At 65.1% G+C, this 21826-nt stretch carries 20 protein-coding genes; 9 read left to right on the forward strand and 11 right to left on the reverse strand.

The features are described 5' to 3' along the window. Positions 1-205: 205 nt before the first annotated feature. Positions 206-1054 carry a class I SAM-dependent methyltransferase gene (locus tag ASB57_RS06075; protein ID WP_057651427.1) on the reverse strand — a complete coding sequence of 283 codons (849 nt, stop codon included), beginning with the start codon at positions 1052-1054 and terminating at the stop codon, positions 206-208. Positions 1055-1182: 128 nt separating this feature from the next. Here ASB57_RS06075 and ASB57_RS06080 point away from each other — a divergent pair, with 128 nt between their 5' ends. Next, positions 1183-2010, forward strand: coding sequence for a hypothetical protein (locus tag ASB57_RS06080; RefSeq protein WP_057651429.1), 828 nt, complete (start codon positions 1183-1185; stop codon positions 2008-2010). Positions 2011-2041: 31 nt separating this feature from the next. Here ASB57_RS06080 and ASB57_RS06085 read toward each other — a convergent pair whose 3' ends face one another. Both ASB57_RS06085 and ASB57_RS06090 read right to left on the reverse strand, forming a co-directional pair. After that, positions 2042-3439: a bifunctional enoyl-CoA hydratase/phosphate acetyltransferase gene (locus ASB57_RS06085; RefSeq protein WP_057651431.1), complete on the reverse strand. Its 1398-nt coding sequence runs from the start codon at positions 3437-3439 to the stop codon at positions 2042-2044. Positions 3440-3546: 107 nt separating this feature from the next. Continuing rightward, a complete protein-coding gene (locus ASB57_RS06090) occupies positions 3547-4137 on the reverse strand; it encodes a GNAT family N-acetyltransferase (protein ID WP_057651432.1) in 591 nt (196 codons plus the stop codon). 46 nt (positions 4138-4183) lie between these two features. Here ASB57_RS06090 and ASB57_RS06095 point away from each other — a divergent pair, with 46 nt between their 5' ends. Continuing rightward, the gene (locus ASB57_RS06095; RefSeq protein ID WP_057655950.1) at positions 4184-4987 is read left to right on the forward strand and encodes a thioesterase family protein; all 804 of its coding nucleotides are present in this window, start codon (positions 4184-4186) and stop codon (positions 4985-4987) included. Positions 4988-5070: 83 nt separating this feature from the next. Here the strand turns inward: ASB57_RS06095 and ASB57_RS06100 are convergent, their stop codons facing one another. The 4 genes from ASB57_RS06100 to ugpB all read right to left on the reverse strand — a co-directional run bounded on the left by ASB57_RS06100 (position 5071) and on the right by ugpB (position 9512). Continuing rightward, complete coding sequence (locus tag ASB57_RS06100) at positions 5071-6159, reverse strand: sn-glycerol-3-phosphate import ATP-binding protein UgpC (RefSeq protein ID WP_057651434.1); 1089 nt, start codon at positions 6157-6159, stop codon at positions 5071-5073. Positions 6160-6228: 69 nt separating this feature from the next. Continuing rightward, the gene (gene ugpE / locus ASB57_RS06105) at positions 6229-7080 is read right to left on the reverse strand and encodes a sn-glycerol-3-phosphate ABC transporter permease UgpE (protein ID WP_057651435.1); all 852 of its coding nucleotides are present in this window, start codon (positions 7078-7080) and stop codon (positions 6229-6231) included. A 21-nt stretch (positions 7081-7101) separates the two neighbouring features. After that, entirely contained in the window at positions 7102-7983 is an 882-nt protein-coding gene (gene ugpA, locus ASB57_RS06110; RefSeq protein ID WP_057651436.1) for a sn-glycerol-3-phosphate ABC transporter permease UgpA, read from the reverse strand. 215 nt (positions 7984-8198) lie between these two features. Continuing rightward, positions 8199-9512, reverse strand: a complete 1314-nt coding sequence (ugpB, locus tag ASB57_RS06115; protein ID WP_057651437.1) for a sn-glycerol-3-phosphate ABC transporter substrate-binding protein UgpB — start codon at positions 9510-9512, stop codon at positions 8199-8201. Between the two features lie 189 nt (positions 9513-9701). On the opposite strand from ugpB, the gene proC reads away from it, so the two are divergent. The 7 genes from proC to ASB57_RS06150 all read left to right on the forward strand — a co-directional run bounded on the left by proC (position 9702) and on the right by ASB57_RS06150 (position 16573). Further along, positions 9702-10553: a pyrroline-5-carboxylate reductase gene (proC, locus tag ASB57_RS06120; RefSeq protein WP_057651438.1), complete on the forward strand. Its 852-nt coding sequence runs from the start codon at positions 9702-9704 to the stop codon at positions 10551-10553. 131 nt (positions 10554-10684) lie between these two features. Continuing rightward, complete coding sequence (locus tag ASB57_RS06125) at positions 10685-11230, forward strand: queuosine precursor transporter (RefSeq protein WP_057655951.1); 546 nt, start codon at positions 10685-10687, stop codon at positions 11228-11230. Positions 11231-11700: 470 nt separating this feature from the next. Continuing rightward, positions 11701-12816: a high-affinity branched-chain amino acid ABC transporter substrate-binding protein gene (locus ASB57_RS06130; RefSeq protein ID WP_057651439.1), complete on the forward strand. Its 1116-nt coding sequence runs from the start codon at positions 11701-11703 to the stop codon at positions 12814-12816. Between the two features lie 103 nt (positions 12817-12919). Further along, positions 12920-13846, forward strand: a complete 927-nt coding sequence (gene livH / locus ASB57_RS06135; RefSeq protein WP_057651440.1) for a high-affinity branched-chain amino acid ABC transporter permease LivH — start codon at positions 12920-12922, stop codon at positions 13844-13846. Beyond that, a complete protein-coding gene (locus ASB57_RS06140; protein ID WP_057651441.1) occupies positions 13846-15081 on the forward strand; it encodes a high-affinity branched-chain amino acid ABC transporter permease LivM in 1236 nt (411 codons plus the stop codon). The genes livH and ASB57_RS06140 overlap by 1 nt, the downstream gene beginning before the upstream one ends. Continuing rightward, entirely contained in the window at positions 15078-15845 is a 768-nt protein-coding gene (gene livG / locus ASB57_RS06145) for a high-affinity branched-chain amino acid ABC transporter ATP-binding protein LivG (protein ID WP_057651442.1), read from the forward strand. The genes ASB57_RS06140 and livG overlap by 4 nt, the downstream gene beginning before the upstream one ends. A 26-nt stretch (positions 15846-15871) precedes the next feature. Continuing rightward, positions 15872-16573: an ABC transporter ATP-binding protein gene (locus ASB57_RS06150; RefSeq protein WP_057655952.1), complete on the forward strand. Its 702-nt coding sequence runs from the start codon at positions 15872-15874 to the stop codon at positions 16571-16573. 3 nt (positions 16574-16576) lie between these two features. Here ASB57_RS06150 and ASB57_RS06155 read toward each other — a convergent pair whose 3' ends face one another. The 4 genes from ASB57_RS06155 to ASB57_RS06170 form a co-directional block, all read right to left on the reverse strand. Next, positions 16577-17923, reverse strand: coding sequence for a hypothetical protein (locus ASB57_RS06155; protein WP_057651443.1), 1347 nt, complete (start codon positions 17921-17923; stop codon positions 16577-16579). A 365-nt stretch (positions 17924-18288) separates the two neighbouring features. Beyond that, the gene (locus ASB57_RS06160) at positions 18289-19032 is read right to left on the reverse strand and encodes an aspartate/glutamate racemase family protein (RefSeq protein WP_057651444.1); all 744 of its coding nucleotides are present in this window, start codon (positions 19030-19032) and stop codon (positions 18289-18291) included. Between the two features lie 77 nt (positions 19033-19109). After that, a complete protein-coding gene (locus ASB57_RS06165) occupies positions 19110-20585 on the reverse strand; it encodes an amidohydrolase family protein (RefSeq protein ID WP_057651445.1) in 1476 nt (491 codons plus the stop codon). 70 nt (positions 20586-20655) lie between these two features. Further along, positions 20656-21660, reverse strand: coding sequence for a tripartite tricarboxylate transporter substrate binding protein (locus ASB57_RS06170; RefSeq protein WP_082621401.1), 1005 nt, complete (start codon positions 21658-21660; stop codon positions 20656-20658). Positions 21661-21826: the final 166 nt, after the last annotated feature.

Here is a 21826-nt window from a genome sequence, read left to right on the forward strand (position 1 = left end):
AATCGGCGCAGGCATGAGCAAGCAGCATGCCTCGGATGAGCATGGCGCAGGTCAATCTTTAGGACAACTCCATTTGCCGTAGAACCGGCCGCGAGGGTAGTCGCGGCCGGCGGATAAGCAGGATGATGAAAGCTTCGCGGGTCACCCACCGCTGCGCCGCCTGACGGCGAAGGAGGGGGGAATGGACTACCTTGCGTCGGTGACGTCAGCGGCGCGTGATCACGACTTCCAGATATTCGCTGGGCACCACCACGCCACCATCTTCGGCACGGTTGAAGCGTTCGATCTGACCGACCAGGTTTTGCTGCAGCGCGGTGCGGGCCTCGCCCTCCAGCGCGCAAAAGGCTTTGTGCATAGGGCCGTAGTAGGTCTTGAACACGTGCATGAAGTGCTCGGGCGAGCGGTAGCGGAACGTGAAAGTGCGCGTCTCGCACTGGATGGACGCCGCCTGCGCGCCGAACATTTCCTCGATGCGTCCCTGCGTGCCCCACAGCGCCGGCGAACGAACGCCTGCCGGCGGCGGCAGATGCTTGCCCAGTGTCCTGAAAATCTGGCCGATGAAGCCCTCCGGTGTCCAGTTGGCAAGCCCGATCTTGCCGCCGGGCCGGCACACGCGGGCCAGTTCGGTGGCGGCCTTGTCCTGGTCGGGCGTGAACATGACCCCGAAGGTCGACAGCACGGCGTCGAAAGTGGCGTCCTGGAAGGGCAGGGCCTCGGCGTCAGCCTCCCTGAACTCGATGTTCAGCCGTTCGGCCGCGGCACGCTCACGGGCCCGCGCCAACAGGGCGGGAACGTAGTCGGTAGACACCACTTCGCAATAGCGGCGCGCCGCGGCCAGCGAGGCATTGCCGTTACCCGCTGCCACGTCGAGCACCTTCTGCCCGGCGCGGACGTCGAGCGACTCGCACAGCTGTTCTCCCACGATCTGCAGGGTGGTGCCTACGACGGCGTAGTCGCCGGAGGCCCAGGCGCCTTGCTGGCGCGTCTTCAGGGCTGCCAGGTCCGGCTGCGCGGCGGTCGGCGTGTCGCCGTTGACGGGGGTAGATATGGCCATTGTCTGTCTCCGTGGTTATGTATAAGCCGTAATGCCCGATGGGCGGTGGCAGCGCGGGCGACCCCTTCCTTAAGAAAAAGCACCGCGCCCGCCTTCATCAAAAGTAGGCCCACGCCGTGGAGGCGAGCGTGGTAGCCGGCGTGGAATCGACGCGGGAGTCCACGGGCGCCAGGTCCGAGCCGGGTGCGCGCCCGCGGCGGAGCGTTCACATACGCCTGCTGGGACCGCTGACCGTCGTGCGCGCGGGACGGGTCCTGGCGCAGCCGGCGTCGCGCAAGGTGCGGGCGCTTATCGGCTACCTGGCCCTCGCGCCCCATCCGCTGTCGCGTAGCCATCTTTGCGAACTGCTGTGGGATGCGCCGAACGATCCGCGGGGCGAATTGCGTTGGTGTCTGAGCAAGGCCAGGGGCCTGCTCGATGAGCCCGGCCGCCATCGGATAGAAACCGCGCAAGACCGGGTCAGCCTGGATCTGAGTGACTGTGACGTCGATGCCATCGACATCGCGAACGCGATGCAGCAAGGGGTGGACGGCCTGTCCGCCGAGCAACTGGGCACGCTGGCGCTGCGGTTCGACGGCGACTTCATGGACGGCCTGGCGCTCGATCGCAGCCCGCTCTTCACCGGCTGGCTGACGGCGCAGCGGCGGCGCTTCAGGTCCTGCCACGTGACAGTGGTCGAGCATCTGGTGGCGCGCCTGCCACTCGGCGCTGACGAGAGCCTGGCCTGGCTCGAAAAATGGTTGCAGCTGGCGCCGTTCGATCGGCAGGCGCACGCGTTGCTATTGCAGGCGCTGGGCAGCCGCGGGCGCTGGCGCGAGGGCGAAGAGCAGTTGGAGGCGGCCGTGCGCGCTTTCGACGCTTACGGGCTGGATAGCCGACCGTTGCGGGAAGCCTGGCGTGATATCAGGGCCCATCGGGCATGCGTTGCCGATGATCACGACCGCGGCAAATCTTGAGCCGGCGGCGTAGCGGGCTGGGCTGATGCGTTCACGGTGCTTCCACGGCGCTCTGGTGATGCGCCAGCAGCAGGGCGATGGCGCAAGATCCCAGGCGGGCCAGGGTTTCGTCCGCGCGGCTGGTCAGGATGATGGGCACGCGGGCGCCCAGCACGATGCCGGCGATCTGGGCGCCGGCCAGGTATTCGAGCTGCTTGGCCAGCATATTGCCGGCTTCCAGGTCCGGCACCACGAAGATGTCGGCGCGGCCGGCCACGGGCGAGTGTATGCCCTTGGTCGCCGCCGCCGCGGCCGAGACCGCGTTGTCGAAGGCGAGGGGACCGTCAAGGATGCCACCGGTGATCTGTCCGCGATCGGCCATCTTGCACAGGGCCGCGGCATCGAGCGTCGAACGCAGTTTGCCGGTGACGGTTTCCACGGCGGACAGGATGGCCACGCGGGGTTGCGCGATGCCCAGGGCATGCACCAGGTCGATGGCGTTCTGGATGATGTCGCGCTTGTCTTCCAGGGTCGGCGCGACGTTGATGGCCGCGTCGGTGACGAACAAGGGTCTGGGGTAGGCGGGCGCATCGATGGCGAAGACGTGGCTGATGCGGCGCGCCGTGCGCAGGCCTTCGGCGCCGCTGACGACGGCGCGCATCAGTTCGTCGGTGTGGAGCGAGCCTTTCATCAGGGCCTGGACCTGGCCGTTGCGGGCCATTTGCACGGCCTGGGCGGCGGCGGCCTCGCTGTGTTCGGTGGCGATGATCTCGTAGGGGGCCAGGTCGATTTGCGCCTTCGCGGCGGTTGCCTGGATCTTGGCGAGGGGGCCGACCAGGACGGGAACGATCAGCTTGGCGCGGGCGGCTTCGATGGCGCCGACGAGGGACGGCGTATCCACCGGATGCACGACGGCGGTGCGCAGGGGGGCCAATTCGCGCGTCATGGCGATGAGCCGTTGGTAGCCGCGGCCGCGCTGGACCAGCTCGACATCCGGCAGGACGGCGCGGGGGCGGGAGACTTTTTCCGTGGGCGCGGCCACTTGCACGACGCCGGTGATGACGTCTTCGCCGTTCTGGTTCACCGCGCGGCAGTCCAGGGTGACGCGGCGTGTCGCGTCGTCCTTGGCGATGACGCGTACCGACACCGTGATGGCGTCGCCCACGGCGATGGGTTTGACGAAATGCAGTGCCTGGTCGAGGAACATCGTGCCGGGACCTGGCAGCCTGGTGCCCAGCACGGTGGACAGCAGGGCGACTGCCCACATCCCGTGCGCCACCGTGGCCTGGAACTGCTCGCTGTGGGTGACGCCTTCGTCCAGATTCATCGGCGCCGCGTCCCCGGCCATGACGGAGAACAGTTCGATATCGCGATGGGAGAGTGTTCGGGCAAGACTCGCCGAATCCCCGATATTCAATTCCGCGTACGTACGGTTCTCGATCCGATCCATGGCACTCCTCCGAGGACGCCGGCCTGGCCCAGGAAACTGGCGGCTGCAACAAGCGTCGATCTTACCCGCGTCCGCTGCGCCGCATCATCACCGGGCGTTGACCTGGGTCAACAGAGCAGCCGTTTGCGCATCAACGCGTTCGGAATGACGATGCCGCGGCGGACGGGGTGGCGTTGTTCGATGATGTCGAAGCCGTGGTGGGCGAAGAAGGGTTGGGCGCTGCGGCTGACGTCGGAGCTGAGTTCGGGCAGTTCAAGGCGCGCGGCTTCTTCGTGCAGGCGGGCCATCAAGGCATTGCCTATGCCTTGCCTTGGATGGTGGCCGGAGACGAAGAAGTGGTCGATGTAGCCGCTTTCCTGGACGTCGGCATAGCCGACGATGATTGGTTCGCGTACCGACGCGGACGTCGATGCGGACGTGGGCGCGTGCGTCAGGCCCGCCTGGCCGTCGTGATCCGCCTGGCCGCCAGCCAGGAGCTGTTCAAGCAGACCACCGGCGCTCGGACTGCCGTCGATCTCGGCGATGAACGGCCGGATCCCCCGCATGCGCTCGCGCCAGAGTTCCTGGTCCAGGTCCGCCGGCGCCCAGGCCGCGATCTGCTCCGGGGTGTAGTCCCGCGCGGCGATCAGGTGGATGGCGGAATGGAAAATCTGGAAGAGGGCAGGCTCATCGCCAAGCCGAAAACGTCTTATGCGCATAATATTGTCCGCGTTCCTCACCAAACCTTCCTTATTCCGACGCCGCATGAAAAATCAAAATACCGCCCGGCCTTCGTCGTATTTCGAAGCTGTCAGCGCCACGCGCTTCCAGCCGACCATCCACGTGGGGGGCGGCTGGAACCCCGCCGAGCAGCATATCGCGCCGGCCCTGGGCCTGCTGGCCCACCTGGTGGAAGCCCACCGCGATGCCCGCCGCCAGGATGGCCTGCAGATCGGCCGGGCCAGCTACGACATCTACGGCGTCCTGCCCATGGAAGCGTGCGATGTGGAAATCGAGGTCATCCGGCCCGGCAAGACCATCGAACTGGTCGAAGCCCGTCTGACCCACGCCGGCCGGATCGGACTGACGATGAGAGCGTGGCTGATGGCCCCGACGCAGTCCGCCAAGGTAGCCGGCGACGAGTTCCCCCGCCTGCCCGCCCCGGAGACCTTGCCGGCGGAGGACATGTCCCTGGTCTGGCCCGGCGGCTTCGTCGAGAGCATACAACTGCGCCGCAACGAAGTCGTCCCCGGCAACGCGATCAGCTGGATCAATTCAGACGTGCAACTGCTGGCGGGCACAAGCGTCAGTCCGACCGCGCGAATGCTTGGCCTGCTCGATACCGCCAACGGCGTCACGCCGCGCGCGCAGCCCGGTGAAGTGGCGTTTCCGAACATAGACCTGACCGCGCACCTGATCAGGCAGCCGGCCGGCGAATGGCTGGGCTTCGACACCAAGGTCGCCTTCGGTCCCACCGGTCTGGGCGTGACCCACAGCATCGTCCACGACACAAACGGCCCCGTCGCCGTCCTCAGCCAATCCCTGACCGTGCGGCCCAGGATGCCGTAATGAAAACGGCGCCACCGGAAAACCGGGGCGCCGTTCTGGCTTGCATCAGGTGAGGGCGGCAAGTTCAGAGCCGCCCGCCGGGCTCAGGTCCCCTGCATCCGCTTGCCGCTGACCGCATCGAACCAATGCAGCTCGTGCCGGCCGTCCGGGCCGATGTTCAGCTGGTCGCCGGCCTTGATGACCGCTTCCTGCATCTGCCGCGTCGTGCAGCGCACCACCACGGCGGCCTTGCCGCAGCGGCCGTGCACCAGTTGCTCGGAACCCAGGGTTTCGACCATCTCCACTTCGACGCGCAGACCGGGCGAGTTCAGCACCATGTGCTCCGGGCGCATGCCAACGATGACATCGCGGCCGCGCACGGCGCTCGGCACCGCGGTGGGCGCGATGGCCAGGTCGATGCCGTCATCCGTCTTCAGCATGCCGTCGCCATGGGCGTGCACGGCAACCAGGTTCATTGGCGGCGAGCCGATGAAGCTGGCGACGAAGGTGGACGCCGGCTTCTCGAATACTTCCATGGGCGTGCCGATCTGCTCCGGCACACCCTTGTTCATGACGATCATGCGATGTGCCAGGGTCATGGCCTCGACCTGGTCGTGGGTCACGTACAGGCTGGTGGTGCCCAGGCGGCGGTGCAGCTTGAGCAGCTCCAGACGCATGGCCACGCGCAGCTTCGCGTCCAGGTTGGACAGCGGCTCGTCGAACAGGAAGACCTTGGGTTCGCGCACGATCGCCCGGCCCATCGCCACGCGCTGGCGCTGGCCGCCGGACAACTGACGCGGGCGGCGTTCCAGCAGCGGACCCAGTTCAAGGATCTGCGCGGCGGCTTCGACGCGCTTGCGGATCTCGTCCTTGGGCATCTTGCGGATCTTCAAGCCGTAGGCCATGTTCTGGAACACGCTCATGTGCGGATACAGCGCGTAGTTCTGGAACACCATGGCGATATCCCGCTCGGCCGGCTCAAGGTTGTTGACCTCCTTGCCGTCGATCACGATTTCGCCGCTGGTGACCTCTTCAAGGCCGGCCACCATGCGCATCAGCGTGGATTTACCGCAGCCCGACGGACCGACGATGACGACGAATTCGCCGTCGACGATGTCCATGTCGATGCCGTGGATCACCGGCACATTGCCGGCGTAGGTTTTCTTGACGTTGCGGAAACTGAGAGTAGCCATACGATTCTTTGCTGGGTTGTAGCTTTGATCAGAGGGGCAGGGCGCGGAGCGGACGAAGCAGGAGCAGCGTCACTTCTCCGTATCGACCAGGCCCTTGACGAACCATTTCTGCATGAGAATCACGACCAGCACCGGCGGCAGCATTGCCAGCATGGCGGTGGCCATGGTGAGGTTCCATTCGGTCACGCTGTCGCCGCCGCTGACCATGCGCTTGATGCCGATCACCACGGGATACATATCTTCCTTGGTGGTGACGAGCAGGGGCCACAGGTATTGGTTCCAGCCGTAGATGAACTGGATGACGAACAGCGCGGCGATACTGGTCTTTGACAGGGGCAGCAGCACGTCGCGGAAGAAGCGCATGGGGCCCGCGCCGTCGATGCGGGCGGCTTCCACCAGCTCGTCCGGCACAGTCAGGAAGAACTGGCGGAACAGGAAGGTGGCGGTAGCCGACGCGATCAGGGGCAGGGCCAGGCCGGCATAGCTGTTGAGCAGGCCAAGATCGGCCACGACCTTGTAGGTCGGCGCGATCCGCACTTCCACCGGCAGCATCAACGTGACGAAGATCATCCAGAAGAAGAACATGCGGAAGCGGAAGCGGAAGTACACCACCGCGAAGGCCGACATCAGCGAGATCAGGATCTTGCCGATCGAAATCGACAACGCCATGATCAGGCTGACGTACATCATGCGCAGCACGGGCGTGCCGCTGGAGCCGCCGCCGGAACCGGAGAACAGCGCCTGCATGTAGTTGCTGACGAAATGCGAACCCGGGATCAGCGACATGGGCGCGGACGCCACTTCCTGCGCGGTCTGGGTCGACGCGACGAAAGTCACGTACAGCGGGAATGCCACCACGGCAACGCCGCAGAGCAGAATTATGTGGGCCAGGACATCCAGCCAGGGGCGGCGCTCAACCATATGCCTAATGCCTCGGAAAAATCAGTACTGGACCTTGCGGTCGATGTAGCGGAACTGGACCACGGTCAGGATCACGACGATGAACATCAGGATCACGGACTGCGCGGCCGACGAACCCAGGTCAAGGCCGACGAAACCGTCGCGGTACACCTTGTAGACCAGGATGGAAGTAGACGTGCCAGGGCCGCCTTGGGTGGTGGTGTCGATCACCGCGAAGGTGTCGAAGAACGCGTAGATCACATTCACCACCAGCAGGAAGAAGGTGGTGGGCGACAGCAGCGGGAACACGATGCTCCAGAACCGGCGTGCGGGCGACGCGCCGTCGATGGCGGCCGCTTCGATCAGCGAACGGGGAATCGACTGCAGGCCGGCCAGGAAGAACAGGAAGTTGTAGGAGATCTGCTTCCACACGGCGGCGATCAGCACCAGCACCATGGCCTGGTTGCCGTTCAAGCGCGGATTCCAGTCCACGCCGATATTGCGCAGCGCGACGGCCAGGATGCCGACGGCGGGTGAAAACAGGAACAGCCACAGCACGCCGACCACCGCGGGGGCCACGGCGTAGGGCCAGATCAGCATGGTCTTGTAGATGGACGCGCCTTTCATGACGCGGTCGGCCATCACGGCCAGCAGCAGCGACACGGACAGCCCGACGACGGCCACCAGAATCGAGAAGACCGCGGTGGTCTTGAACGATTCAAGGTAATCGGCTTGCCTGAACAGGTCGAGGAAGTTGGCCAGGCCAACGAATTCCGACGACAGGCCGAACGCATCCTCCAGGCGGAAAGACTGCCACATGGCCTGTCCCGCGGGGAGGAAGAAAAAGACGATCGTGACGATCAACTGCGGCGCGAGCAGCAGGTAGGGCAGGGTCTTATGGCCGAATACGACGCGTTTTTCCATGGGGCGGACTATGCCTTGCTCGCGTCGCCATCAGCAACGCGCGCGGTGTAACAAACGTGTAATGGTCCTGACGCGGGGCGTTCGGACCATCGTGAAAGCATCCAGACAAACGACAGAATGCGGATTGCGAGCTGGGCCCGCAATCCGCATAACGCGATGCAGCTTCAAACTGTATCTGTACGCATGCCCAGGTTTTCAGGCCTGGGCAAAGCGCGCTACTTTACACTTTTTTCAAACTTTTCGAGCAATTCGTTGCCGCGCTTGGTGGCGTTGGCCAGGCCGTCCTTGGCGGTTTGCTTGCCCGAAACGATACGCTCGATTTCCGCATCCTCGATTTCACGGATCTGCGGCAGGAAGCCCAGGCGCACGCCACGCGACTGCGCGGTGGTCGTCACGTTGAGCTGCTTGACGCCGACATCCGTGCCGGGGTTCTGGGTGTAGAAGCCGGCCTTGTCGGTCAGCTCATACGCGGCCTTGGTGACGGGCACGTAGCCGGTCTGCTGGTGCCACTTGGCGGCCACTTCCGGGCTGGAGATGAACTTGAAGAACTTGGTCACGCCCTTGTAGACCTCGGGCTTCTTGTTGCCGAAGACCCACAGCGATGCGCCACCGATGATGGTGTTCTGCGGCGCGCCCTTGACGTCCGAGTAGTAGGGCACGGTGGACGTGCCGAACTGGAACTTGGCGTTCTTGATGATGTTGGCGCGCAGGCCGCTGGAGCCGGTGATGATGGCGCACTTGCCGGAGATGAACAGGGCGTTGGGATCGTCGCCGCGGCCGCCGTACATGAACTCGCCGTCCTTGGCCAGCTTGGCCAGGAATTCGAGATGGCGCTGGTGCAGGGGCGAATCGATGGCCAGGCGGGCGTCGAGGCCGCCGAAACCGTTGTCCTTGGTGGCGTAAGGCACGTTGTGCCAGGCCGAGAACGTTTCCAGCTGCACCCACGACGGCCACGAGGTCGTGTAGCCGCATTCCTGGCCGGCGGCCTTCAGCTTCTTGGTGGCTTCGCCCAGCTCTTCCCAGGTCTTGGGCGGCTTGTCGGCGTCAAGGCCGGCCTTCTTGAAGGCGTCCTTGTTGTAGTACATGACCACGGTCGAGCTGTTGAAGGGCATCGACACCAGCTTGCCGTCGGACGACGAGTAGTAGCCCGCGACGGCGCCGATGAAGGCCTTGGGATCGATGGGATCGCCGGCTTCCTCGGACATTTGCTGGACCGGCTTGATGGCGCCCTTGGCGTACATCATGGTGGCGGTGCCGACTTCGAAGACCTGCAGAATATCCGGGGAGTTGCCGGCGCGGAACGCGGCGATGCCCGCGTTCATCGATTCGCCGTAGTTGCCCTTGTACACGGCCTTCACGACATAGTCGGATTGGCTCTTGTTGAACTGGTCGACCATCTCGTTGACACGGTCGCCCAGCGCCCCTTCCATGGAGTGCCAGAACTGGATTTCAGTGGCGGCCTGGGCCGACGACGCGCCGAAGGCGGCGATCAGGGCCGCTGCCGCGAGGGCTAGACGGTGGGAGCGCATGGATATTCCTCCTAAATACTCGAATGTGCCGTCAGAGGGGTGTCCTCGACGATGCACGACACCATATGAATTGTTTGTGACGAATTCGTGACTGTTACACCGGGCGGGGTGGCTGTCAAATTCGGACTCTCCCTTACCGGTTTTGTGCAGCGCACCGGTTGGATGTCCCGCCGATTACAATCCTGCCCCATGGATACGCAACCCACTCTCAATAGCAAGCTCCGCGTCGCTTTCATCGGCGGCGGCAATATGGCCAGCGCGCTGGCCATCGGCATGGCCGACCGCATCTGTCCTGCCGGCCAGATCCACGCCATCGACATCAATCCGGACTGCCTGACCGCCTGGCAGGCCCGTGGCGCGACCACCGCCACCGCCGCCGACGAGCAACTGGCCCAGGCCAATGTCTGGTTCTTCGCGGTCAAGCCGCAATACATGCGCGATGCCGTGCAGGCCTGCCAGCCCTGGCTGCGGCCGGGCACCCTGGTGGTGAGCGTGGCCGCCGGACTGCGCGGCGACGTGCTGGCCAGCTGGTTGGGGCAGGGTGGCCAGCCCTGGGGCAATCTGGTGCGCTGCATGCCCAACACGCCGGCCCTGGTGGGCGCGGGTGTCACCGGCATGTTGGCGCTGCCAGGCGTCAGCGAGGCCGACCGCGCCCTGGCGGAAAGCATGCTGCGTTCGGTCGGACAGGTGGTCTGGGTGGAAGACGATGCCGGCATCGACGCCGTGACGTCCTTGTCCGGCAGCGGGCCGGCGTATGTGTTCCGTTTCCTGGAAGCCCTGATCGCGGGCGGCGTGGCGCAGGGCCTGACCGAGGCGCAGGCCAAGCAACTGGCCCTGGGCACCTTCGCCGGGGCTACCAAGCTGGCCAGCGAATCGTCCGAGTCGCCGGGTGTGCTGCGCGAGCGGGTCACGTCCAAGGGCGGCACCACGGCCGCGGCGCTCAAGGTTTTCGAGGATGGCAAGCTGCTGGAGCTGGTGGCGCACGCCATGGCCGCGGCGGCGCAGCGGTCGCGCGAACTGGCTCAGGAGTTCGGCAAGTGAGTGTGGTGAGGTCCTTGTTCGGGCTGGCCCCGCGTCCTGGCACGGGGCAGGCCGGCTCGAATGGTTTGAACGGCTTGAATGTTTCGAACGTCCGGCGTGGCCTGTCTGGCGGCGCGGGGCGCTTCGAGCGCATGCGGGTCGTTCAGTTCGTCGTGGCGGTGGCCTGCATGGGCGCGGTGGTGGTCGGCTCCAATGTGCTGGTGCAGATCCCGCTGAATCACTGGCTGACCTGGGGTGGGCTGTCCTATCCGCTGGCCTTCCTGGTGACGGATGTGCTGAACCGTCGTTTCGGTCCGCTGGCCGCGCGGCGGGTGGCCTGGGTGGGCTTCGCGGCCGCCCTGGCCGTGTCGGTGTGGCTGGCATCCCCCCGCATCGCGCTGGCGTCCGGGGTGGCTTACATTTGCGCGCAATTGCTGGATATCCAGGTGTTCGACCGCCTGCGTGACCAGCGCTGGTGGCGCGCGCCGCTGGTTTCGGGTGTGCTGGGCGCCTTGCTCGACACCGCGTTGTTCTTCAGCATCGCTTTCGCGGCCACCGGGGCGCCCTGGGTGACCTGGATGCTGGGCGATGTGGCCGTCAAACTGGTGGTGAATATCAGCATGCTGGCGCCTTTTCGGGCGTTGATGTGGAACCTGGCGCGTCCGAATGCCACGAACCGGACTCCTGCTTCGCCCTGAGCGTGTATCAGGCAGGCGCCAGGCGCGTTCGCAGGAAGGGCCCGGGTCAGAAGCCCGGGCCTTTTGCTATCTGGAGAGATCGAAGGGGCGTAGCCCCTTTCACCCCGCCACGGGGGGAGGTGACAAGGGGCTGCGCCCCTTCAATCCCCCGGGGGCTGGGGGGTGAAGGGGGCTCCCCCCTTCAATCTCCTAAAAAAAGGGGTGAAGGGGCGTAGCCCCTTCACTTCCGACGAAAGCGGAGGAACGCGGCTACCGTTACAGCAGTACCAGCCCGGTTCCATGTCTTTATGCATATTTCGACTTGGGGAATACACGCAGTGACAGCCTGACTCCTTGCTTCCAGAATGGCTGCCAGTCGTGTTTTGCCCAGAGTTTTGCCCAAGAAGCCGGTGACGCGCGATGCGACGGGGGAAGATCGTTCCCATCCGACGCTATGTGCCGAGCCGCTCAACCCTCGCGGAGATCCTCGCATGAAGTTGTTCAAACGCGTTACCCCCCTGGCTCTCGCCCTGGGGGCCCTTACGCTGGCAGGCGCCGCGCACGCCGCCGACACGATCAAGATCGGCATTCCGCAGCCCATGACGGGCCCGAATACCCAGTACGGGGACCAGATCCAGGCGGGCGCGCTTACCGCCATCGAAACCATCAACGCCAAAGGCGGCGTGAAGGGCAAGAAGCTCGAACCCATCCTCATCGACGATGGCTGCGAACCCAAGCAGGCCGTGCCGGCCGCCAACCGGGTGGTGAATTCGGGCGCCAAGTTCGCCGTCGCGCATGCCTGCTCCGGCGTCACGGTGCCGGCGGTCAACGTCTACGAACAGGAAGGCATCGTCGGGATCACCCCGGGCGCCACCTCGCCCCTGGTCACCGACACCACCAAGCCCAAGATGTTCTTCCGCACCATCGGCCGGGACGATCAACAGGGCCCGTACGCGGCCAACTACATCGCCAAGACCATCAAGCCGAAGAAAGTCGCCGTGCTGCATGACAAGCAGACCTACGGCTCGGGCGTCGCCACCCAGGTCAAGGACACCCTGGTCAAGGACGGCGTCAACGTCGCGCTGTTCGAAGGCATCAACGTCGGCGACAGCGATTACTCGGCCGTCATCACCAAGCTCAAGTCGCAGGGCGTGGACTTCGTCTACTTCGGCGGCTACCACCCGGAACTGGGCCTGCTGCTGCGCCAGTCGCGCGAACAGGGCCTGAACGTGCAGTTCATGGGTCCGGAAGGCACCGCCAACCAGGACCTCGTGGCCATCGCGGGTCCGGCCATCGCCGGTCTGCTGGTGACCCTGCCGGCGGACTTCACCAAGATGCCGGGCAACGAAGGCATCGTGAAGGCGTTCCACGACAAGAAGCGCGATCCCGACGGCGCCTTCCAGATGCCCGCCTATGCGGCGGTGCAGCTGATCGCCGACGGCATCGAAGCCGTGGGCGAAGACCCCGTCAAGGTCGCGCAATACCTGCACTCGCATACCTTCAATACCGGCATCGGCAAGGTGGAATACGACGCCAAGGGTGACCTGAAGAACTTCGAGTTCGCGGTCTACAAGTGGGACAAGGACGGCAAGAAGACCCAGCTGTAATGACGATCGTCCCCACCGTCATGGGGTATCCAGCGAAGTAAATCCAGGTTTCCGGCTCCGGGGGCGTCTTCCGGGGCCGGATCCATTTGGAGCATACGTAATAATGTCTGACCTTCTTCCGCAGTTGACCCAACAGTTCTTCAACGGACTGTCGCTCGGCGCCATCTATGCCCTGATCGCCATCGGCTACACCATGGTGTACGGCATCATCGGCATGATCAATTTCGCGCATGGCGAGATCTACATGATCGGCGCCTACGTCGGGCTGGTGACGCTGACGGCCATCGGCACGCAAAGCGGCATGCCGGTCTACCTGGTCGTCGCCGCTATGCTCGTCGTCGCCATGGCCGTGACGGGCGCCTATGGGTTCGCCGTCGAGCGTGTCGCCTACCGGCCCCTGCGCGGCAGCCCGCGCCTGGTGGCGTTGATCTCCGCCATCGGCATGTCGATCTTCCTGCAGAACTGGATGGCGCTGGGGCAGGGCGCGCGTGACATGGCCGTGCCGAACATCATTTCGGGCGCGCTGCAATTCCATATGGGCAGCGATTTCGGCGTCACCATTCCGTATTCGCGCGTGATGATCATCGTCGTCACCGTCGTGCTGATGATCGCGCTGTCGCTGTACATCCGCCATTCGCGCCTGGGCCGCGCGTCCCGCGCCTGCTCGCAGGACATGCACATGGCCAATCTGCTGGGCATCGACACCAATCGGGTGATTTCCTTCACCTTCGTGCTGGGCGCCATGCTGGCCGCCGTGGGCGGAGTGCTGGTGGCCGTGACCATCGGCAAGCTCAATCCCTTCATCGGCTTCATCGTCGGCATCAAGGCCTTCACGGCCGCGGTGCTGGGCGGCATCGGCAGCATCCCCGGCGCCATGCTGGGCGGCGTGCTGCTGGGCCTGGTGGAAACCTTCGCCGCGGCCTATCTGTCGTCCCAATACAAGGACATCGTCGCCTTCCTGCTGCTGGTGTTGATCCTCTTGTTCCGCCCCACCGGCCTGTTGGGCAAACCCGAAGTGGAAAAAGTCTGATGGCGCAAAACATACGTAATGCCTTTATCGCGGCCATCATGACCGCGGTCATCGTCACGCCGGTGTTCGGCCTGCAGCTGGTGCGCCAGGGCGCGCGCACCCTGATGAACCCGCAGTGGACCAACGTCCTCATTGCCATGGCCGTGGTCTTCGTGGGCCAGCTGCTGCGGCCCTGGCTGGGCCTGCCGTTCAAGCGCATGAAGTCTGCCATGCCGACGTTGCCGGCGGCGCCTGCCAGCGGCCACAAGTGGGCGGCGATCGCGCTGGTCGTGATCGCGGTAGTGTGGCCGTTCTTCGGCGATCGCAGCTCGGTGGACATCGCCACGCTGGTGCTGATCTACGTCATGCTGGGCCTGGGCCTGAACATCGTGGTGGGCTTCGCCGGCCTGCTCGACCTGGGTTTCGTCGGGTTCTACGCGGTCGGGGCGTATACCTACGCCTTGCTGTACCACTGGGGCGGCTGGGGCTTCTGGGAAGCCTTGCCCTTCGCGGGCGCCATGTCGGCGTTGTTCGGTTTCGTGCTGGGCTTTCCGGTGCTGCGCCTGCGCGGCGATTACCTGGCCATCGTCACGCTGGGTTTCGGCGAGATCATCCGCCTGCTGCTGATCAACCTGAACTGGCTGACGGGCGGCCCGGATGGCATCTCCGGCATTCCCAAACCGTCGGTATTCGGCATCGAGATGGCCCGCTCGTCCAGCGTCGAGGGCCGGCAGACCTTCCATGAAATGCTGGGTCTGACCTTTCAAAACCAGCATGTGATCGTCTGGCTCTACCTGATGGCACTGATGCTGGCCTTGATCACGCTGTTCGTGTCGACGCGGCTCAAGCGCATGCCCGTGGGGCGCGCCTGGGAAGCGCTCCGCGAGGATGAAATCGCCTGCCGTTCGCTGGGCCTGAATCCCACGCGGATCAAGCTGTCGGCTTTCACCCTGGGCGCGATGTTCGCCGGTTTCGGCGGGGCCTTCTTCGCCGCGCGGCAGGGGCTGGTGAATCCGGAATCCTTTACCTTCATCGAATCCGCGCTGATTCTGGCCATCGTGGTGCTGGGCGGCATGGGGTCGCAGGTGGGCGTGATCCTCGCCGCCATCCTGCTGACGGTGCTGCCGGAGCTGGCGCGCGAATTCGCCGAGTACCGCATGCTGATGTTCGGCCTGGTCATGGTGCTGATGATGATGTGGCGGCCGCAAGGTTTGCTGCCCATGCAACGTCCTCACGTGGAGTTGGACAACAAATGAGCGAGGCTTTGCTTAGAGTATCCGGCCTGTGCATGCGCTTCGGCGGCCTGCTGGCCGTCGACCATGTGGCGTTCGACGTCATGCGTGATGAGGTCTTCGCCATCATCGGCCCGAATGGCGCCGGCAAGACCACGGTGTTCAATTGCGTAGGCGGTTTCTATCGCCCCAGTGAGGGCAGTATCGAGATGGACGGCGCGTCCATCGTCGGCCTGCCCAGCCATAAGGTGGCCCAGCATGGCCTGGTGCGTACCTTTCAGAACGTGCGTCTGTTCAAGCATCTGACCGTGCTGGAAAACCTGCTGGTGGCCCAGCATACGCAGGTCGAGACGCGACTGTTGCCGGGCCTGCTGAAGCTCAAGGGCTACCGCCAGGCCGAAGCCGATGCCTTGAAGCGCGCGGCCGAATGGCTGGATTTCATGGGGCTGCGGGAGTACGCCAACCGGGAGGCGGGCAATCTGGCCTACGGCCACCAGCGGCGGCTGGAGATCGCGCGTTGCATGATCACCAAGCCGCGGCTGTTGATGCTGGACGAGCCGGCGGCGGGGCTGAATCCCCAGGAGAAGCAGGACCTGCAACGCTTGATCGACCGTTTGCGCCGTGAGTTCGGCGTGGCCGTGTTGCTGATCGAGCACGACATGAGCCTGATCATGGGCATCTCCGATCGCATTCTGGTGATGGAGCATGGCAAACCCATCATCACGGGGACCCCGCAGCAGGTGCGCAGCGATGAGCGCGTCATCAAAGCGTATCTGGGAGAAGAATGATGCAGCATCCGGACAAACACCACAGCATGCTCAAGCTGGACAACGTGCATACCTACTACGGCGCCATCCAGGCGCTGCATGGGGTGTCCGTCGAGGTCAACAAAGGGGAAATCGTCACGTTGATCGGTTGCAACGGCGCGGGCAAGACCACGCTGTTGATGACGATCTGCGGCACCCCGCAAGCGCGCAGCGGCACCATCACCTTCGAAGGGCGTGACATCACGCGCGCCGACACGCACCAGATCATGCGCAGCGGCATCGCCGTGTCGCCCGAGGGACGGCGCGTGTTCAAGGACCTGACGGTGGAGGAGAACCTGATGATGGGTGGCTTCTTCGCCAACAAGGTGCAGATGCAGCAGGGCCTGTCGCATGTCTTTGAGCTGTTCCCGCGCCTGAAGGAGCGGGCCAAGCAGCGGGCGGGCACGATGTCGGGCGGTGAGCAGCAGATGCTGGCCATCGGCCGCGCCCTGATGACGCAGCCCAGCCTGTTGCTGCTGGACGAGCCGACCCTGGGCCTGGCGCCGCTGATCATCGCGCAGATCTTCGACATCATCCGGACCATCCGCGACCAGGGGGTGACGGTATTCCTGGTCGAACAGAACGCCAACAAGGCTTTGCAGGTGGCCGACCGGGGCTACGTGCTTGAGAACGGCAGGGTGGTGCTGCACGACACCGGGGCCAATCTGTTGGTCAATGAGGATGTGCGGAAGGCTTATTTGGGGGGGTGAACGTCAAGGGCGGCGATGGCCGCCTTTGCGCGCCGCGGCGGGTTCTACGGAAATCGCGGTCACCCCTTTGAACGGGTTGGGGCCTGTCTCCTGGAAAGGCAGCCAGCGCTCCCATCTGCCGGGAAAGTTGAGCGGCGTGATCGTCGCGCTGCCGTAGTCGCCGCGCCAGAACTCCAGGTGGTTGGTGATTTCCAGCTGTTCGCCGGTGAGCGGCTCGCGAATGACGATGCTGTTGCCCGCCGGATCCGATCCGGCGTCGACGATATGGCACATGCGGGCGGCGTTGATGCCCAGGGTCTGTTCGCTGCGCATGATGATGGCCGGGCCGTACTCGCGGATGTGCTTCAACAACTTCCGATAGGCCTCGCCGCTGCTCCTTCTGGACATGTCGAAGCGACGGATCTGGTAGCCTGCTGCCCTGAGCATATCGATGACGCCTTCATTATCCGGGACGTCATCCCACCTGGACCGGCCATTCACGCGCGCCGTCCAGTTGTCCATATGGTTCTCGGCGCTGCGGCGGCCCATTCCCCTGGCGGTCACCATCATGGCGCACAGGCGCAAGGAGAGCGTACGGTCGGACAAGGCGCCCGCGATGCCCTTGCTGCCGTGCGGGGTCATCATCCAGTTTCCATCCGCGAGCGGGAACGCGATCACGTCGCAGTCGCGACTTTCGATTGCCTGGAGCAGTCTCGACCCGCTGCCGTCCTGGCGCAGAAAGGCCACGTTGCCGAGACGCTCGTGGGTCGGATAATTCCGTTCCTTGAAGTCCATCATGCAGTCTTGGCCGTAGGACATGTCGATGGCATCACGCGGGTCAGCGGCTGTTGTCGTGTAAGGTGGATCAAACGTCAATGAGAATCCCGCCAGGCGCCGCAGCATCGCGACGCGGCGGGCGGGATCGTCGCCGAATTGGAACAGGTCCAGCGTGTTTTGGGCGTGGTCGGACGAGAGGGCGGGATTCGAGGCGGGCAGGGCGGCGAGGAGCTCGGACGAGGTATTTGCGGTGTTTACGGCATTTGCGGCATTTGCAGCGCTTGAGGCGTTTGCAGCGTTCTGGCGGCGGCGCAGCCCCTGCGGCAGCAGGTCCATCGGCTTGGCCGGATAGCGGATGACGATGCAACGCATGTCCGTGTAAGCGCCCGGGCCATGGCTTGTTTCGACAGGCTTGACGATGAAGACATGATCCTTGTTGGCCGCCAGTACGACGGGTTCGCTGCCGGCGCCAAACAGGGGCGGGGGCTCGTATTCCACCGTGCCTGGGCGGAAGTACAAGGCATGTTGGAACAGGGTCAGAACATGTTCGTAGCGGGACTTCTTCTGGAACGCTGCGGTCAGGCTGGTCAGCACGCTAAGGTGCGTTTCGTTTGGCGGGAGCGCCACTGCCACAGCGCGCTTGAGTCGCTTTGCAACAGGCGCCGGCAGGAAAGACACCGGGCTCGATGACCGCGATGTACTTGCAGTGACGGGGCGCACGGTCGCCCGTCGCCTGTGTGATCGGACGCCGGCTCTGATGGGCTGCCGGCCGTGCTCCGGCGACTGCACCGCGGCGTTATCCAGGCCTTCAGTGCCAGGCCAGCAAGCACCCAGGCTCGCGGATTCCGGCGTGCGAAGTGCGGGTTCCAGGGTCGGACACATGCGAAATTCTCCTCGGATCAAGGGGCCTAAGCAAAGATGCTGCTAAGTGCCCCATGTCCCAGGAGGGTTCCGCGTGCCTAGGCGGCCTGGCGCGTCGTGCCGCTGTCTTCCTGATAGCGCTGAATCACGGCCAGCGCCAGCGCATCGATGGAGTCGGTCAGCGGCACGCTGAATTCACCACGGCGGTCATGCGGAATGGCCAGCGGCAATTCCGTGCAGCCCAGGGCCACGGCCACCGCGCCGCGCGCGGCAAGGGCGCGGATGCAGGCGGCCGCCGGCTCGAAGGACTCGGCCAGGCGGTTGGCCTTGACGGCCACGATGGACGGCGTGCAGTACGTCGTCATCTCCTCTTCTGTGGGCACCACGCACTCATAGCCATGGCGCTCCAGATGGCGCTGGTACAAGCCCATGCGCAGCGTGCCTTCGGTGCCCATCAAACCGATGGGACCGCCCTGGATGCCGCGGCGGCGCAGGTCTTCCACCACCGATTCGATAATGTGCAACACCGGCACCGACGAGGCGGCGACGAGTTCGTCGTACCAGAGGTGGGCGGTGTTGCAGGGGATGGCGATCAGGCGGGCGCCGGCGTTGGTCAACAGCTTGATGCCGCGCGTCATGGCGGGCAGCGGATCCTCACCGCCGGCCAGCTTGGCGGCCGTGCGGTCGGGCACGCGCGGATCATTCAGCAGCAGGACGGGAATATGGTCCTGGTCGCGCGCGGCCGGGGTCAGGGCCACCAGCCGTTCGGCAAAAGCGGCGCCGGCCATGGGGCCCATGCCGCCGAGGATGCCCAGGTAGAGGCCGGATGAAGGGTTTGTCAAAAAATACTCCGATCTATCTATACAGAGTCCTTGGGTCGGCGGCGGGCGGAGGGCTGGCGCAGCCTCCGCCGGCTTGCTCAGGCCGCGCTTGCCGCGGCCGTGGCCGAAGCGCGCCGCGTGGGCACCAGCACCTGGCCCGGCCGGGCGGTGCCCGCCGCGCCATCGGCCCAGACGCGCTGGCCATTGACCCACACGCCCTGTATGCCTTGGCTGGCCTGCACCGGCACGTCGAAGGTGGCGCGGTCGCCGACCTGTTCGGGATCGAACAGGACCAGATCCGCATAATAGCCCGGCTGCAGCAGCCCCCGCTCGGCCACGCCGTAGTTGCGGGCGGCCAGGCCGGTCATCTTGTGGACCGCTTCTTCCAGGGTCAGGACCGACTGCTCGCGCACCAGGGTGCGCAAGACGTTGGTGAAGGTGCCCCATTGGCGGGGGTGCGGATGGGGGTCGAAAGGCAGGCCGTCCGAACCGACCATCGCGGATGGGTGGGCCATGATGCGGCGAACGTCTTTCTCGTCCATCAGGAAATAGATGGCGCCGGCGGGGGTCAGCTTTTCCAGCAGCGCCTGCTCATCCAGGCCCAGTTCGGCCATCAGGTCGGCGAAATCGCGGCCCTTGGCTTCCGGATAGCCCTTGGACCACGTGATCATGGTGCGGCGGGCGATACGGACGCGGTCCAGGCGCAGCATGGTGGACGTGGCCGGGTAGGGGTGGCAATCCAGGCAGACCGGCTGCAGCGTCGCCGCGCGGTCTATCAGCGCCAGCGTTTCCGCGGAGCGGCCGTGATTGGCCTGGCCGGCCAGCTTGTGATGCGACAACACCACCAGGCAGTCCAGCTCGCGGCCGATGTCCAGGGCTTCCTGCATGGCGGGCACGATCTGGTCGGTCTCGTCGCGCAGGTGGGTGGCATACAGGCCGCCGTGCGTGCGCATCGGCGCCCCGACCGCCATGATTTCCGCGGTGGGCGCATGCGCCGCCGGCGGATAGAACGTGCCGGTGGACATGCCGAAGGCGCCGGCCTGCAGGGCTTCTTCCATCATGACCTGCATGGCGGCGATTTCCGGCTCGGTGGCGGGACGCTGGGTATCGTCCATGGTTGCCACGCGCAGCGTGGTGTGGCCGACCAGGGGAATGACGTTGACGGCGGCGGGGGTCGCGCGCAGTTCGGCGATCCAGTCGGCGAATCGGCTGAAACGGAACAGCTCGGGCGGGCCCAGCAGGTCCAGGGGCTGCGGGATGCGGTCGGCGATGGACGGATCCAGGGGCGCCAGGCTGACGCCGCAATTGCCCGTGACGACGGTGGTGATGCCTTGCGACACCTTGGGTGTCATGTCCGGGTGCGCCAGCAGGTAGCCGTCGTCGTGGGTGTGGGAGTCGATGAAACCCGGGGCCACGACCAGGCCCGACACGTCCAGGCGCGGCGCCGTGGCATCGGGGAAGCTGCCGATGGCGGCGATACGCTCGCCGGCAATGGCGATGTCGGCGACATAGCGGTCAGCGCCGCTGCCGTCGACGATGGTCGCGTTGGTGAGAATCAGATCGGCTTGCTGCATGGCGTTCAGGAATTCCCGTAAGTGTCGGTGGCCCGGCGGGCCGGGCGGCGCGTTGGCCTGAAGGCTTAGCTTAGTCCAGCTTCTCGATGTGGGCCGACTCGATGATGTCGTGCCACTTCCTGGTTTCGCTATCGATCAGCTGCTTGAACTCCGCGGCGCTGCCGCCGGCGGGGACGGCGCCCAAGGTGGCCAGGCCTTCCAGCACCTCCTTGGATTTCAGGGCGGTATCGACCTCGGCATTGATCTTGGCGACGACGTCGGCGGGCGTATTGGCCGGCGCCACCACGCCGCCCCAGGCCACGGTTTCGTAGCCCTTCAGGCCGGACTCGTCCAGGGTCGGCACTTCCGGGAACAGGGCCAGGCGCTTCAGGCTGCTGACGCCCAGGGCGCGCACCTTGCCGCTCTTGACCAGCGGGCCGGCTTCCGACGAATTGGCGAACAGATAGTCGATGCGGCCGCCCAGCAGATCCTGGATGGCGGCGGGGCCGCCGTTGTACGGAATGAACATGACGTCGAGTTTGGCCATGCTTTTGAACAGTTCGCCGCCCATGTGGCCGGTGGTGCCCACACCCGGCGCGCCGTAGGACAGGCGGCCCGGTTGCTTGTGGGCCAGGTCGATCAGCTCCTGCACGGTGTGGGCCGGCGAGTTGGCCGGGACGATCAGCACGTTGTACAGGTCGAACATGTGCGCGATCGGCGTCAGGTCCTTGTCCACGTCATAGGGCAGCGACTTGAACAGCGAGCGGTTCACCGCCAGGGTGTTGATGTTGCCGTAGCCGATGGTGTAGCCGTCCGGCGCCGCGCGCTTGATCAGGTTGATGCCGATGTTGCCGGCGGCGCCGGGGCGGTTTTCGATGATGACCGATCCGTTCACCTGCTTGGCCAGTTGCGTCGTCACCAGGCGCGACAGCACGTCGGGCGAGCCACCGGCGGCGGACGGCACCACGAAGATCACGGGGTGGTCGGGCCAGGTGGCGGCCCCGGCGGCTTGCGCGGCGCCGGTGGCACACGCCAGCATCAGGGAGGCGCCCAGCAGGCGGGCGGCGGTCGACAGACGGAAGAACGGTTGCGGCATGAAGGTTTCCCCTGGGTTTCTGCGGGTGAAGGTGCCGTCACGTCGCGGCGGTGCCGCGCGTGACGTTTGTTGGAGACAGGCTCGCAGACTAGCACCGGGCCCGGTCAGGGCACCTATCAAAAAATATGGAAAACCTATAATCCGCCGTTATCGTGAAACGGACATA

It is taken from the genome of Bordetella sp. N (assembly GCF_001433395.1).
In the GTDB taxonomy this organism is placed as follows: domain Bacteria; phylum Pseudomonadota; class Gammaproteobacteria; order Burkholderiales; family Burkholderiaceae_B; genus Bordetella_C.